The organism is Streptomyces sp. NPDC047017 (assembly GCF_040644175.1).
GTDB lineage: Bacteria > Actinomycetota > Actinomycetes > Streptomycetales > Streptomycetaceae > Streptomyces.
Window position 1 is genome coordinate 1 of the sequence record NZ_JBEYVW010000019.1, and the last position, 14,181, is coordinate 14,181.

A 14,181-nucleotide genomic window follows, 5' to 3' on the forward strand; every position below is an offset into this window, starting at 1 on the left:
CCCCGCCGCCCACCCCGCCTCCCCCCCCCCGCCTCGCTCCCCGCCGCCCCCTCCCTCTCTCCCGACCCTTCGGTGCTCAGGTGGCTTTTGGGGGGGGGGGGGGGGGGGGCGCCCCCCCCCCCGCCCCCCCCCCACCCCCCTCACGCTGTCCGCGCGGACCGCCCGGGCGCGGGCCTAGTCGCGTGAGTTGCCGAAGAGGATGCGGTAGGCGATCAGCAGCACGAGCGAGCCGCCGATGGCCGCCGCCCAGGTGGCGCCGTCGTAGAAGTGCTTGGGGATCGGGTGGCCGAGCCAGCGGGCCGAGATCCAGCCGCCGATGAAGGCACCCGCGACACCGATGAGGGTCGTACCGATGAGGCCGCCCGGGTCACGGCCCGGCAGCAGGAGCTTCGCGACGGCCCCGGCCAACAGGCCCAGGATGATCCAGCTGATGACACCCATGTCCTGAACCTGCCCTTTCCGGCGACCCGGTGTGCGCGTCGCCCGTTTTGTGCCGCGCGCGGGTGCGCGCCTTGCCGTTCTGGAAGACGCCGCGGGGCCGTGCCGCGGTTGCGCCGCCGGCCGGGTGCGGGGCCCCGGCACGCGCGTGAGGTCAGCGGGTCGCGAAGGGCTCGTCGGTGCGGACGATCTCGCGGCCCAGCGGGAGCAGCGAGACCGGGATGAGCTTGAAGTTGGCGATGCCGAACGGGATGCCGATGATCGTGACGCACAGCATGACGCCCGTGACGATGTGGGCGATCGTCAGCCACCAGCCGGCCAGCACCAGCCACAGGACGTTGCCGAGGCAGGACGGGGCGCCCGCGTCGCGGCGCTCGACCGTGGTGTACCCGAAGGGCCACAGGGCGTAGACGCCGATGCGGAAGGCCGCTATGCCGAACGGGATGCCGATCACCGTGACGCACAGCAGCACCCCGGCGAGGAGGTAGCCGAGGAACAGCCAGAAGCCGCTGAGGACCAGCCAGATGACGTTGAGGATTGTCTTCACTGTCGGCGACCTGCCATCTGTTCGAGTCGGGCGATGCGTTCCGCCATGGGCGGGTGCGTGGAGAACATCTTCGACAGCCCCTGACCCGCGCGGAAGGGGTTCGCGATCATCATGTGGCTGGCGGTCTCGATGCGCGGTTCCGGGGGCAGCGGGAGCTGCTGGGTGCCCGCCTCCAGCTTGCGCAGGGCGCCGGCCAGGGCGAGCGGGTCGCCGGTGATGCGGGCGCCGGACGCGTCGGCCTCGTACTCCCGGGAGCGGCTGATGGCGAGCTGGATGAGGCTGGCGGCGAGCGGGCCGAGGATCATGATCAGGAGCATGCCGAAGATGCCCGGGCCCTCGTCGTCGTCGGAGCGGCCGACCGGGATCAGCCAGGCGAAGTTGACCAGGAACATGATCACCGAGGCGAGCGCGCCGGCCACCGAGGAGATCAGGATGTCGCGGTTGTAGACATGGCTCAGCTCATGGCCGATGACCCCGCGCAGCTCGCGCTCGTCCAGAAGGCGCAGGATGCCTTCCGTGCAGCACACGGCGGCGTTGCGCGGATTGCGGCCGGTCGCGAAGGCGTTGGGCGCCTCCGTCGGCGAGATGTACAGGCGGGGCATCGGCTGGCGGGCCTGGGTGGAGAGGTCGCGGACCATGCGGTACAGGGCCGGGGCCTCGAACTCGCTGACCGGGCGGGCCCGCATCGCGCGCAGGGCCAGCTTGTCGCTGTTCCAGTACGCGTACGCGTTGGTGCCCAGGGCGATGAGGACGGCGACGACCAGTCCGGTGCGGCCGAAGAAGCTGCCGATGACGATGATGAGTGCGGACAGTCCCCCGAGGAGGACTGCGGTCCTGAGCCCGTTGTGCCGGCGGTGCACGGTACGCCCTCCTGAGTAGTGCGGCAGGGGAACCCTTCGCTTGTGCTGTCCGGGTGCCACCGGTGCCGTGGTGTCACGTCCAGTGGACCCTTCCGTACTGGTCAACGCCAGGCGGGGGCGCCGGGTTCCCTGACCCGTGCGACGGCGTGCGGGCCGTCCGGGTGAGCGGGACGGGTGCCCGCGCCGGGCGGCTCAGAACAGGCCGCCGCCCGCGAACCGCAGCACCAGCTGCGGCGCGCCGGACAGCGCGATGCCGAGCAGGCCCGTCAGGGTGAGCGCGGCGGTGAGGGGCGCGGGCATCCGCAGCCGGGCGGGTGCGCCCTCGGGGGCGCGGAAGAGCAGCGCCGTCCACTGGAGGTAGTAGAAGAGCGCGATGACGACGTTGACGGCCATGACGACGGCGAGCCAGCCGAGGCCGGCGTCGACGGCGGCGGAGAAGACGGTGACCTTCGCGAACAGGCCGATGACGCCGGGGGGCAGTCCGGCCAGGCACAGCAGGAAGAAGGCCAGCAGGAGGGCGGTCACCGGGCGGGCGGCGTACAGGCCGCGGTAGTCCGCGACGCGGTTGCGGGTGCGGGTGCGGCCCACCAGGGCGGCCACGGTGAAGGCGCCCAGGTTCACGACCGCGTACATCAGGGCGTAGGCGACCGTGGAGCCGATCGACTTCCGGGCGTCGTGCGCGTAGCCGGCCGCGGCGATCGGCACCAGGAGGTAGCCGGCCTGGCCGACGGAGGACCAGGCGAGCAGCCGGACCGCGCTGTACGCGCGCGTGGGGTGCTGGCGCAGGGCGCCGACGTTGCCGACGGTCATGGTCAGCGCGGCCAGGACGGCCAGGGCCGGGCCCCACACGCCGGCGTACGAGGGGAAGGCGACGACGGTGACGAGGATCAGGCCGGTGAAGCCGACCGCCTTGCCGACGACCGACAGGTAGGCGGCGATCGGCAGGGGCGCGCCCGCATAGGTGTCGGGCACCCAGAAGTGGAAGGGGACGGCGGCCAGCTTGAAGGCGAAGCCGACGAGGGTGAGGACGACCCCGGTCTGCGCCAGGGTGTGGAACTGCCCGTCCACGTGCTGGATGCGGGCGGCGACCTGGGTGAGGTAGAGGGTGCCGGTGGTGGCGTAGACGAAGCTGACGCCCAGCAGGCTGACGGCGGTGGCGGTCACCGAGGACAGGAAGAACTTCAGGGCCGCGTCGGAGGACCTGCGGTCGCCGTGCCGGAGGCCGACGAGCGCGAAGGCGGGCAGGGAGGCCACCTCCAGGGCGACGATCAGGGTCGCCAGGTCGCGCGCGGCGGGCAGCAGGGCGGCGCCGGCGGTGGCGGACAGCAGCAGGAACCAGTACTCCCCCTCGGGCAGGCCCCCGCGCGCGTCCTTGAGGGCGGTGACCGACAGCAGGGCCACCAGGAGGGCGGCGCCGAGGACCAGGAACTGGACGACGAGGGTGAAGTGGTCGGCCGTGTAGCTGCACACCCGCGGCTGGCGGGGCAGGCAGAAGGTGCCGCGGTCGCCGTCCAGGAGGGGCAGCAGCGACAGCGTGGCGGCGGCGAGGCCCGCGACCGGGACCCAGCCGAGCAGCGGCTTGCGGGCCTCGGGCACGAACAGGTCGGCCACCAGGACCACGAGCGCGATCACCGCGGTGAGGGTGGGCGGTGTGATCGCGAGCCAGTCGACGGACTGGACCGCCGAGGCGGCCAGCTGCTGGGCCGGGGCGCTCATCGGGTGCCTCCTGCGAGGAGCTGCTGCACGGCCGGGTCGGTGAGCCGGAGGAGGGCCCCCGGCCACAGTCCGGCGAGGACGGTGAGGGCGACGAGCGGGGTCCAGGCCGCGAACTCGAAGCCGCGGACGTCGGGGAGCTTCGGTGTCTCCCGCGCCGCGCCGCCCATGCAGACGCGGCGGACCACGGCGAGCATGTACGCGGCGGTCAGCAGGGTGCCGGTCGCAGCGATCGCCAGGAAGGTGCGGAAGGCGGGACGGCTGAGGCCGGCGGCGGGGTCGAACGCGCCGAACAGGGCGAGCATCTCGCCCCAGAAGCCGGCCAGCCCCGGCAGTCCGAGCGAGGCGACCGCGCCGAAGGCGAGCAGGCCGCCCAGGCGGGGCGCCCTGCCGTACAGGGCGGCGCCGGTCTGTTCCGCGAGGGTGTCGAGGTCGGTGCTCCCGGTGCGGTCCTTGACGCCGCCGACCAGGAAGAAGAGCAGGCCGGTGATGAGGCCGTGGGCGATGTTGGCGAACAGGGCGCCGTTCACGCCGGTCGGGGTCATCGTGGCGATGCCGAGGAGCACGAAGCCCATGTGGCCGACGGAGGAGTAGGCGATGAGGCGTTTCAGGTCGCCCTTCGCGCCCGGTTTCGCCAGGGCCAGGCAGGCCAGGGAGCCGTAGACGATCCCGGCGACGGCGAACGCGGCGAGGTAGGGCGCGAAGGTGCGGAAGCCGTGCGGCGCGATCGGCAGCAGGATCCGGACGAACCCGTACGTGCCCATCTTCAGCAGCACGCCGGCCAGCAGCACCGAACCGGTGGTCGGGGCGGCGGTGTGGGCGTCCGGCAGCCAGCTGTGCAGCGGCCACATCGGGGTCTTCACCGCGAGCCCGAGACCGATCGCCAAAACGGCGATGACCTGCACGGACGCGGTGAGCGACCGGCCGTTGTCAGTGGCGAGTGCCACCATGTCGAAAGTGCCGGCCTTGATCCCGATCAGGAGCAGGCCGAGCAGCATGACGACCGAGCCGAGGAGGGTGTAGAGGATGAACCGCCAGGCGGCGGCCCGCCGGCCCTCGCCGCCCCAGCGGGCGATGAGGAAGTACATCGGGATGAGCACCGTCTCGAAGGCGAGGAAGAACAGCACCAGATCGAGTACGGAGAAGGTCGCGAGCGTGCCGGCCTCCAGCAGGAGCAGCAGTGCGACGAAGGCTTTCGGGGCCGGGCCCGCGGGGGGCTTGAAGTAGCTGTACAGCGCGCAGAGGAAGGCCAGCAGCGCGGTCAGTACGACGAGGGGGAGGGAGATGCCGTCGATGCCGAGGTGGATGCGCACGTGGAGTGCGGGGATCCAGCTGATGTCGGTCGTGGCCTGCATCGTCGACGGGTGGCCGTGGTCGAAGCCGAGCGCCAGGACGATCGCGGCGGCCAGGACGACGCCGGTGACGGTCACTCCGTGCCGGAGCACGGCCTGCTCGGGTGACTTCCCCTTCAGCCCGGGCGGCGCGGGCAGGAGGGCGGCGAGCGCCCCCAGGAGCGGGCCGACGACGACGAACGCCAGAAGGACCTGCATCACGGACTCGCTGATACCGATCACGGCTGCTCACGCTCCCGAGGCGACGAGGAGGACGGCGACCGCCAGGACGACGGTGCCGGCGAGCAGCGCGCTCACATAGGTCTGCACATTGCCGGTCTGGGCACGCCGTACGGCGGCGCCGAGCAGCCGGGGCACGGCCCCGGCGCCGCGTACGTAGGTCTCGACGACCTCCCGGTCGAGGAACCGGACGAGGTCGGCGGCGGCCAGTACCGGGCGGACGAAGAGGGCCGCGTACCCGGCGTCGAGGTGGAAGCCGGCGGCCGCGTGGCGGTGCAGCGGGCCGAGCAGCAGGCGTCCGGGGTCGGCCGGGTCCGCCGCGTAGGCGATGTCCCCGTAGGCGGGCCGGTGGCTGGCGATGGCCTCCGCCTCGACTACTCCGGCATCGGCCTCCGGGTGGGCGGCGACCGCGCCCAGCGGGGTGCGGGCGGCCAGGGCGGTGGTGTGCCGCCAGGCGGCGTAGCAGGCGATGCCGCCGGCCAGGGCGAGTCCGGTGCCGAGGACGGAGGTGGTCAGGGTCGGGGCGAGGGAGGCGCCGCCGAACCAGTCGGGCAGCACACGGAAGGCGAGGCCGCCGAAGGCGAGGGAGGGCACGGCGAGCACCCAGAGCACGGCGTTCATGGCCAGGGGCTGCCTGCCGTGGCCGGGGGCCTCGGCGCCCCGGCCGCGGAAGGCCAGCAGCCACAGGCGCAGCGCGTACGCGGCGGTGAGCAGGGCGGTGACGAGTCCGGCGACGAGGACGATCCAGCCGGCCGCTCCGGGGGCCTGGCCGGTGTGGCCGGTGGCGACGTGCTCGGCGGCGCCGAGGACGGACTCCTTGGAGAAGAAGCCGCTGAAGGGCGGGATCGCGGCGAGGGCGAGGAGGGCGACGGTCATCGTCCAGTAGGCGTCGGGGACACGGTCGCGCAGGTCGCCCATGCGGGACATGGCGGCCAGCGAGTTGGTGCCCGCGGCGTGGATGACCACCCCGGCGGCGAGGAAGAGCAGCGCCTTGAAGGCGCCGTGGGACAGGAGGTGGAAGACGGCGGCCCCGGGGGCGCCGACGGCGAGGGCGCCGGTCATGTAGCCGAGCTGGCCGATCGTCGAGTAGGCGAGGACGCGTTTGATGTCGTCCTGGGCGAGGGCGGCGAGCGCCGAGCCGGCCATCGTGACGGCGGCCAGGACGGCGAGGACGGTCATCGCGGCCGTGGACGCCTGGAAGACGGGGAGGAGACGGGCGACGAAGTAGACACCGGCGGCGACCATCGTCGCGGCGTGGATCAGCGCGGAGACGGGCGTGGGGCCCGCCATCGCGTCGGGCAGCCAGGTGTGCAGCGGGAACTGCGCCGACTTGCCCGCCACGCCCGCCAGGAGCAGCAGCGCGATCAGTGTGGGGTGGTGCAGGCCGCCGCCGGCGACGGTGCCGAGGATCTCGGTGATGCGGAAGGAGCCGGCGTCGCCGGCGAGCGCGAACAGGCCGATCAGGAACGGTACGTCGCCGAGCTTGGTGACCAGGAACGCCTTGACGGAGGCGGCGCGGGCCTCCGGGGTCTCCCAGTAGTGGCCGACCAGGAAGTAGGAGCAGATGCCCATGACCTCCCAGCCGACCAGCAGCACGATCAGGTCGCCGGAGTAGACGACGAGCAGCATCGCGGAGGTGAACAGGGAGACGAGGGCGGCGTACGAGGCGTAGCGCGGGTCGTCGCGCAGATAGCCGGTCGAGTAGAGCTGCACGCAGGTGGCGACGACGGCGACCAGGACGGCGACGAGGGCGGCGTAGCCGTCGATGTGCAGGGCCAGCTCGATGGGGACCGAGCCGGTGGGGGTCAGCTCGGTGGCGGCGTCGACGGACCGGCCGCCGCCCTGGGCGGCGGCGACGAGGACGGCCAGGACGAGCGAGGCGAGCGCCGGCAGGACGGCGAGCGGGCGGACGAGGGCGGGGGCGGTACGGCCGAGCAGCAGGCCGGCGGCGGCCCCCAGGAACGGGAGGAGGGGGACGAGGACGGCGAGGGTGGTCGTGGTCACGCGGTGGCCTCGGTCTTCTCGGCGGGCCGCGCGGTCGCGGCGGCGTCGCCGGGGGCGTCGTCGAAGTCGTCGTCGGGGCCCTCGGCGGCGTCGCGGAGCCGGTCGATGTCCGAGGTGCCGCGGTCGCGGTACACGGCGAGGACGATCGCCAGGCCGATGCCGATCTCGGCGGCGGCGATGGCGATGGTGAACAGGGTCAGGGCCTGGCCGGAGTGCAGGGTGTCGGTGGCGGCCTTGCTGAGCCAGACGTCGAAGGCGACCAGATCGAGGTTGACGGCGTTGAGCATCAGCTCGACCGACATGAGGACCAGGATCGCGTTCCGGCGGGCGAGGACGCCGTACAGGCCGGTGCAGAAGAGGAGGGCCGAGAGCACGGCGGGATAGGCGAGGTGCATCAGCGGGTGCCTTCCTCGGTGGCCGCGGACCGGCCACCGGCGGCGGCGTCGGGGGCCGGGTGGGCGGCGTCGGCGTCGGGGGCCGGGTGGGCGGTGTCGGCGCCGGGGGGCCGGTGGGCGGCGGGGGCCGGGTGGGCGGCTTGGTTCGCTTTCGCCTTGCGGGACAGGACGATCGCGCCGACCAGGGCGGCGAGGAGGAGGACGGAGAGGGCTTCGAAGGGCAGGACCCAGTTCTGGAAGAGGCTCTCGCCGGTGACCTTCGTGGAGCCGGCGGCGGTGCCGTCCAGGTCGATCCAGGTGGTGCGGAAGGCGTCGGCGACCACCCAGACCAGGGCGGCCGCGGCGGCCACGGCCACGGCGAGGGCGGCCCAGCGGTTGCCGGAGTCCGCGTCCGGGGAGCGGCCGATGGGGGCCTTGGTGAGCATCAGCCCGAACAGGAGGAGGACGACGACGGAACCGACGTAGATGAGGACCTGCACCCAGGCGATGAACTCGGCGGTGAGCAGCAGGTACTCGACGGCGATGCCGCCGAGGGCGACCACCAGCCAGAGCGCGGCGTGCACCAGTTGCCGGGTGGTGACGGTGACGAGCGCGGCGCCGAAGGTGACCAGGCCGACGAGGAGGAAGGCGATCTCGACGCCGGCCGGGGAGAGGAAGCCGGGGTGGGCTGCGGCGGGGGTCACGCTTCTCCTTCCTGTTCCTGCGAGGGGGCTTTCTGCGAGGCGGCCTCTTGCTGGGCGGCTTCCTGCTGGGCGGCTTCCTGCTGGGCGGCTTCCTGCTGGGCGGCGAGCTTCTCGGCGGTCTTGCGGGCGGCGGCGGCCTCCTTCGGTTCCTCGGCGCCGGGGTCGAGGGCGGGCGGGGCCGGGACGGTCCACATCCACTCGCGGAGCTTGTCGCGCTCGTGGGTGAGGTCGCGGATGTCGGTCTCGGCGTACTCGAACTCCGGGGACCAGAACAGGGCGTCGAAGGGGCAGACCTCGATGCAGATACCGCAGTACATGCACAAGGAGAAGTCGATGGCGAAGCGGTCCAGGACGTTGCGGCTGCGTTCGCGGCCGCCGGGGACCGCGGCCGGGACCGTCTCCTTGTGGGAGTCGATGTAGATGCACCAGTCCGGGCACTCGCGGGCGCACAGCATGCAGACCGTGCAGTTCTCCTCGAACAGGCCGATCACGCCGCGGGTACGGGGCGGAAGGTCGGGCTGGGTGTCCGGGTACTGCTCGGTGACGGTCTTGCGCGTCATCGTGCGCAGGGTGACGGCGAGGCCCTTGGCCAGGCCGGAGCCGGGGAAGGGAGCCATCAGGAGATCACCACCTTGACGATGCCGGTGAGGGCGATCTGGGCGAGGGAGAGGGGGACGAGGAGGGTCCAGGAGAGTTTCTGGAGCTGGTCCTCGCGCAGCCGGGGGTAGGTGACGCGCAGCCAGATCACGACGAAGGCCAGCACGGCCGTCTTCAGCAGCGTCCACAACCAGCCGAGGCCGTCCGCTCCCCAGGGGCCGTGCCAGCCGCCCAGGAAGAGGACGGTGGTCAGGCCGCACAGGACGACGATCCCGGCGTACTCGGCGAGCAGGAACAGGGCGAACCGCAGGCCGGTGTACTCGGTGTACGCGCCGAAGATGATCTCGGAGTCGGCGACGGGCATGTCGAAGGGCGGGCGTTGCAGTTCGGCGAGGCCGGCCACGAAGAAGACGACCGCGCCGACGAGCTGCCAGGGCAGCCACCACCAGTGGAAGGCGCCCAGGATGCCGGGGAGGGAGACGGTGCCGGCCGCCATCGCCACGGAGGCGGCGGCGAGCAGCATCGGCAGTTCGTAGGCCAGGAGCTGGGCGGCGGTGCGCAAGCCGCCGAGCAGGGAGAACTTGTTGGCGGAGGCCCATCCGGCCATGAGCGAGCCGAGCACACCCACGCCCATCACGGCGAGCACGAAGAAGACGCCCGCGTCCACCACCTGGCCGACCGCGCCCTCGCCGGGGCCGATCGGGACGGCGAGCAGCACCAGGAGGTACGGGAGGAGGGCGACGGCGGGGGCCAGCTGGAAGACGCGGCGGTCGGCGCCCGCCGGGACCACGTCCTCCTTCTGCGCGAACTTCACGCCGTCCGCGACGAGCTGCGCCCAGCCGTGGAAGCCGCCGGCGTACATGGGGCCGAGGCGGCCCTGCATGTGGGCCATCACCTTGTGCTCGGTCTGGCCGACGATCAGAGGGAAGGTGAGGAAGACCACGAAGACGACCAGGAGTCGCAGGGCGACGTCGACCACGTCGTTCACCGCGGGCCTCCTTCGGGGGCGTCGGGAGCGTCGGGGTCTTCGGGGGCCTTGTCGGGCTTCTTCGCCGTCGGTTCGTCCTCGTCGAAGGCCGGGCGGGCGTGGTGCCACGGGGCGTCGGAGCTGCGGGCGGTGCTGGGCGGTGCCGGCGGGGTGGGCGGCTCGGGTGTGTTCCCGGGCGTTTGCGTCCCTGCCCGCTGCGCGGCCGAACCGCCGCTCGCGCTCCGCGCACGGCGGGGGCCGGCCGGGCGCGGGGCGGGGCGTTGTGGCGCTGGGTCCTCGGCGGTTGCTGTGTCATGGGCGGCCGACGAGTCGTCGGTGGCCGTTGTGTCCTGGGTGGCCGACGTGTCGTCGGTGGCCGTTGTGTCCTGGGTGGCCGACGTCTTCTCGGTGGTCGGCATGTCCTCGGCAGCCGGCGTCTTCTCGGTGGTCGTCGCGTCCTCGGCAGCCGGCGTGTCGTCGGCGGCCGGCGTGGTCGGCTCGTGGGCCACGGATGCCTCGGCGGCGGGGCCTCCCGCCTCCGTCGAGGGGGTCCCCGGCGTGGCGTCCTCGGCCGCCTTCTGCTTCCGCGTGGCGGCGTCTTCGGTGGCGGCCTCCGGCCCGGTCTCGGTGGGTGGCTCCGCCTCGATGGGCGCCCCGGCCCCGGAGTCCGGCGCCGTCTGGCTCACCGAGCCCTGGCTCGCGCTGCGCATCCGGCGGGGCCGGGCGGCGGCTCCGGTGACCGGAGTGCCTTCGGCGGCGGTCCCCGCCGCTCCTGCGGACGGAGTCGCCCCGGCCGTCCCGGCGGACGGAGTCGGCTCAGCAGCCCCGGTGTCCCCGGCGGACGGAGTCACCCCAGTCGGCCCACTCGCCTCAATCGGCCCACCGGCCTCAGTCGCCCCTGTCGGCCCACTGGCCCCAGTCGCTCCACCCGCCCCGGCAGTCCCGATAGTCCCGGAAGCCGCCTCCGTCGTTTCCTCCCCCGGCTCCCCCGGGCCGGCCTGGCTCGCCGAGCCCTGGGCCGCCGTACGGGTGCGGCGCACCGGACGGTCGCCGGCGGCGGCGCGGGCCGGGCGGTCACCGGCCGCACTCGCGCCCGCCGTACGCGCCCCCGCCGCCCGCTCGCCCGCCGCCCGGCCCGCGCCCCTGGCCGGGCGGGCCGGGGCGGCCGGGAGCCGGCCCTTGAGGGGGCCCCACTCGTTGGGGTCGGGCACGCCCGGGGGCAGCATCTGGCGCCGCTTGGGGCCGCCGTGCTCGGACTCGCCCGGTTCCTTCGCCCCCGGCCACGCCTTGGCGACCCGGGCGGCCAGGACGAAGTCCTTGCGCAGCGGGTGGCCCTCGAAGTTCTCCGGGAGGAGGAGGTGGTCCAGGCCGGGGTGGCCCTCGAAGCGGACGCCGAACATTTCGTGGGTCTCGCGCTCGTGCCAGGCCGCGCCCGCGTAGACGTCGACCGCGCTGGGCAGGACGGGCGTTCCGTGCGGCACCGTGGTGCGCAGGAGCAGCCGCCGTACCGGGGCCAGGGCGACGACGTGCGCCGCGATCCGGAAGCCGGTGCCGGGTTCGTCGACGGCGCTCAGCCAGTCGAAGAAGGTGCAGCCCAGTCCGTCGCGGGCGGTCAGCAGCGCGGGCACCCAGGAGCCCGGCGGCACGTCCACCGTCAGGACCTCGTAGGACTCCTCCGCCGTGGCCTCGGCGCCGAACAGTTCGGCGGCGGGCGCGGGCAGCCAGCCGGTACCGCTCATCGCGCGTCCCCCTCGCCCGCGCCGCCCACGCCACCCGTGCCACCCGTGCCACCCGTGCCGCCCGTGGCCTCCGGCGGCCGCACCAGTCCGCTCCGCAGCGCCGCCGCCGGCGGACGTGCCGTCCCGGTCCCGTACCGCTCCCCCAGCGACTCCCGCGCGATCTTCTCCTGGAGCTTCAGGATGCCCTGGAGCAGCGCCTCGGGGCGGGGCGGGCAGCCGGGGACGTAGACGTCGACGGGGATGATCTGGTCGACGCCCTTGGTCACGGAGTACGAGTCCCAGTAGGGGCCGCCGCAGTTGGAGCAGGCGCCGAAGGAGATGACGTACTTCGGCTCGGGCATCTGTTCGTACAGGCGTTTGACGGCGGGGGCCATCTTGTCGGTGACCGTGCCGGAGACCACCATCAGGTCGGCCTGGCGGGGCCCGGGCGCGAACGGGATCACGCCGAGCCGGATGAAGTCGTGCCGGGCCATCGACGCGGCGATGAACTCGATCGCGCAGCAGGCCAGGCCGAAGTTGAAGACCCACAGCGAGTAGCGGCGGCCCCAGTTCAGGACGACCTTCATCGGCTCGGGGGCCAGCCGGGACAGGGCGCCGAGCCGCTTGGGCTCCGGCAGCGCGACGGGCTCGTTCACGGGCTCGGGCGGCGTTACGGGGCCGGGCGGCGTCACGGGCCCGGGCACCGAGGGGTTCACGTCCATGCCAGGACGCCCTTCTTGTAGGCGTACAGCAGGCCCACGGTCAGGAAGCCGAGGAAGACGAACATCTCCACCAGCGTCGCCGCGCCGTAGCCGGGGGCGGCGAAGACCGTCGCCCAGGGGAACAGGAAGATCGAGTCGACGGCGAAGATCACGTAGAGGAAGGCGTAGACGTAGTAGCGGACCTGGGTGTGCGCCCAGCCCTCGCCGACGGGATCGACGCCGCACTCGTAGGTCAGCAGCTTCTCGGGCGTGGGCACCACCGGGCGCAGCAGCCGGCCCGCGCCGAACGCGACGGCCACGAACAGCACGCCGACGACGGCGAGCAGCCCGACGACCGAATAGGAGTGGAAGTAGTCCGCCGCGACGACGACGGCCTGCCCCCGCGCCGTCTCCGGCACCGTCTCAGACACCGTCCGTTCCCTCGCTCCCTGACCGTGATCCTCGTGACCAGTGTTCGACGATCTGTACGCACGGGAGTCTAGGCCCTGATAAAGAGCCGGTAAGCAGCCCGCCGCAGGGTGGGACGCGGGCCGGGCCCGGGAGCGGGCCCGGAGTAGACCCGGAGTAGACCTGGGGTGGGGTTTTCCCCCGCCCACCAGGGCGGCCGACCTCATGGCGCGCGCGCCCGCCACGCGGCACGCTGGCCCGTATGACCGCACCCATCTCCTCCGCCGGTCCGGCGGCCTCGGGCGCCGGGGACACGGACCACGACCGGCTGCCGCCGCCGGCCCGTCTCGCCTACGACCTGCCCACCTGGAAGGAGATCACGCATCTCCTGCTCAACCTGCCGACGGCGCTGATCGGCTTCGTCTACGTGGTGTCCGTGCTGTTCACCGGCGCCGCGCTGACCGTCACCGTGGTGGGCCTGCCGCTGCTCGCGGCCGGGCTGACGGGATCGCGGCTGCTCGGCCGGCTGGAGCGGGCGCGCGCCCGCTCGCTGCTGGGCGTGCGGATCGACGAGCCGAGCCCGCTGCCGCGGAACCGCACGAACGGGTGGCTCAACCGGCTGTGGCTGACGGTGAAGGACCCGGTGGGCTGGCGCACGGTCCTGTACGAATTCATCCGGCTGCCCTGGGGCATCCTCACCTTCGCCGTGACGCTGACCTCGCTGTTCGTGCTGTGGCCGGTGCTGCCGTTCCTCGCGCGCGGGCTGGCGAACGTGGACCGCGCGATGGTGCGCGGGCTGCTGTCGCCCTCCGACGAGCTGGAGCGGCGGATCGCCGAACTGGAGTCCGACCGGGGTGTCGTGGTGGACACCGCCGCCGCCGATCTGCGGCGCATCGAGCGGGACCTGCACGACGGGGCGCAGGCGCGGCTGGTCAATCTGGCCATGGGGCTGGGCCTGGCCAAGGAGAAGCTGCTGGAGGACCCGGACACGGCGGCCGCGATGGTGGCGGAGGCGCACGGCGAGGTGAAGCTCGCGCTGCAGGAGCTGCGCGACCTGGCCCGCGGCATCCATCCCGCCGTACTGACCGACCGCGGCCTGGACGCGGCCCTGTCGTCGGTGGCCTCGCGCTGCACGGTGCCGGTGAAGGTGACGGCCGACCTGCCCGCGCGTCCGGCCGAGGCCATCGAGGGCATCGCCTACTTCACCGTCTCCGAGCTGCTGCAGAACATCAGCAAGCACAGCGGGGCACGGTCCGCCTCCGTGGAGGTGTGGCGGTCCGGCGACCGGCTGCTGATCCAGGTGTGGGACGACGGTGTCGGCGGCGCCGGCCTTGAGGGCGGTACGGGCATGCGGGGGCTGGCGGAGCGGCTGGGCGCCGTGGACGGGCTGTTCGTCGTGGAGTCGCCGCAGGGCGGCCCGACGACGGTCACGGCGGAGCTGCCCTGGCGCGACCGTACGGAGGGCTCCCGCGCCGGGACGGGCGTACGCGGCCGCGGGAAATGACGGGCACGCGGCGGCCCCTGGAAGGCACCGGGACCGCGCCGCGGTGGCCCGGGGTGGGGAAAACCCCCGGGCCGA

14 protein-coding genes are annotated in these 14,181 nt (G+C 73.4%); 1 reads left to right on the plus strand and 13 read right to left on the minus strand.

What is annotated here, in order from left to right:
- Positions 1 to 174: 174 nt before the first annotated feature.
- From ABZ858_RS27940 to ABZ858_RS28000, 13 genes are all read right to left on the minus strand, one after another.
- Entirely contained in the window at positions 175 to 441 is a 267-nt protein-coding gene (locus tag ABZ858_RS27940; RefSeq protein ID WP_361384294.1) for a GlsB/YeaQ/YmgE family stress response membrane protein, read from the minus strand.
- Between the two features lie 151 nt (positions 442 to 592).
- Entirely contained in the window at positions 593 to 985 is a 393-nt protein-coding gene (locus ABZ858_RS27945) for a YccF domain-containing protein (RefSeq protein ID WP_361384297.1), read from the minus strand.
- Positions 982 to 1,845, minus strand: coding sequence for a zinc metalloprotease HtpX (gene htpX / locus ABZ858_RS27950; RefSeq protein WP_361384300.1), 864 nt, complete (start codon positions 1,843 to 1,845; stop codon positions 982 to 984). The genes ABZ858_RS27945 and htpX overlap by 4 nt, the downstream gene beginning before the upstream one ends.
- Before the next feature lie 192 nt (positions 1,846 to 2,037).
- Positions 2,038 to 3,561, minus strand: coding sequence for an NADH-quinone oxidoreductase subunit N (locus tag ABZ858_RS27955; protein WP_361384303.1), 1,524 nt, complete (start codon positions 3,559 to 3,561; stop codon positions 2,038 to 2,040).
- Positions 3,558 to 5,132 carry an NADH-quinone oxidoreductase subunit M gene (locus ABZ858_RS27960; RefSeq protein WP_361384306.1) on the minus strand — a complete coding sequence of 525 codons (1,575 nt, stop codon included), beginning with the start codon at positions 5,130 to 5,132 and terminating at the stop codon, positions 3,558 to 3,560. Before ABZ858_RS27960 ends, ABZ858_RS27955 begins: the two co-directional genes overlap by 4 nt.
- A 6-nt stretch (positions 5,133 to 5,138) precedes the next feature.
- Positions 5,139 to 7,133: an NADH-quinone oxidoreductase subunit L gene (locus tag ABZ858_RS27965; protein WP_361384309.1), complete on the minus strand. Its 1,995-nt coding sequence runs from the start codon at positions 7,131 to 7,133 to the stop codon at positions 5,139 to 5,141.
- The gene (gene nuoK / locus ABZ858_RS27970; RefSeq protein ID WP_361384312.1) at positions 7,130 to 7,528 is read right to left on the minus strand and encodes an NADH-quinone oxidoreductase subunit NuoK; all 399 of its coding nucleotides are present in this window, start codon (positions 7,526 to 7,528) and stop codon (positions 7,130 to 7,132) included. Before nuoK ends, ABZ858_RS27965 begins: the two co-directional genes overlap by 4 nt.
- Positions 7,528 to 8,211, minus strand: coding sequence for an NADH-quinone oxidoreductase subunit J (locus ABZ858_RS27975; protein WP_361384315.1), 684 nt, complete (start codon positions 8,209 to 8,211; stop codon positions 7,528 to 7,530). The genes nuoK and ABZ858_RS27975 overlap by 1 nt, the downstream gene beginning before the upstream one ends.
- Complete coding sequence (locus tag ABZ858_RS27980) at positions 8,208 to 8,828, minus strand: NADH-quinone oxidoreductase subunit I (protein ID WP_361384318.1); 621 nt, start codon at positions 8,826 to 8,828, stop codon at positions 8,208 to 8,210. The genes ABZ858_RS27975 and ABZ858_RS27980 overlap by 4 nt, the downstream gene beginning before the upstream one ends.
- Complete coding sequence (locus ABZ858_RS27985) at positions 8,828 to 9,796, minus strand: complex I subunit 1 family protein (RefSeq protein ID WP_361384321.1); 969 nt, start codon at positions 9,794 to 9,796, stop codon at positions 8,828 to 8,830. Before ABZ858_RS27985 ends, ABZ858_RS27980 begins: the two co-directional genes overlap by 1 nt.
- Positions 9,793 to 11,514 carry an NADH-quinone oxidoreductase subunit C gene (locus ABZ858_RS27990; protein WP_361384323.1) on the minus strand — a complete coding sequence of 574 codons (1,722 nt, stop codon included), beginning with the start codon at positions 11,512 to 11,514 and terminating at the stop codon, positions 9,793 to 9,795. The genes ABZ858_RS27985 and ABZ858_RS27990 overlap by 4 nt, the downstream gene beginning before the upstream one ends.
- The gene (locus ABZ858_RS27995; protein ID WP_361384782.1) at positions 11,511 to 12,149 is read right to left on the minus strand and encodes an NADH-quinone oxidoreductase subunit B family protein; all 639 of its coding nucleotides are present in this window, start codon (positions 12,147 to 12,149) and stop codon (positions 11,511 to 11,513) included. The genes ABZ858_RS27990 and ABZ858_RS27995 overlap by 4 nt, the downstream gene beginning before the upstream one ends.
- 56 nt (positions 12,150 to 12,205) lie before the next feature.
- Positions 12,206 to 12,625: an NADH-quinone oxidoreductase subunit A gene (locus tag ABZ858_RS28000; RefSeq protein WP_361384327.1), complete on the minus strand. Its 420-nt coding sequence runs from the start codon at positions 12,623 to 12,625 to the stop codon at positions 12,206 to 12,208.
- A 239-nt stretch (positions 12,626 to 12,864) separates the two neighbouring features.
- Between ABZ858_RS28000 and ABZ858_RS28005 the strand changes: the two genes are divergently transcribed.
- The gene (locus tag ABZ858_RS28005; RefSeq protein WP_361384330.1) at positions 12,865 to 14,106 is read left to right on the plus strand and encodes a sensor domain-containing protein; all 1,242 of its coding nucleotides are present in this window, start codon (positions 12,865 to 12,867) and stop codon (positions 14,104 to 14,106) included.
- Positions 14,107 to 14,181 lie beyond the last annotated feature (75 nt).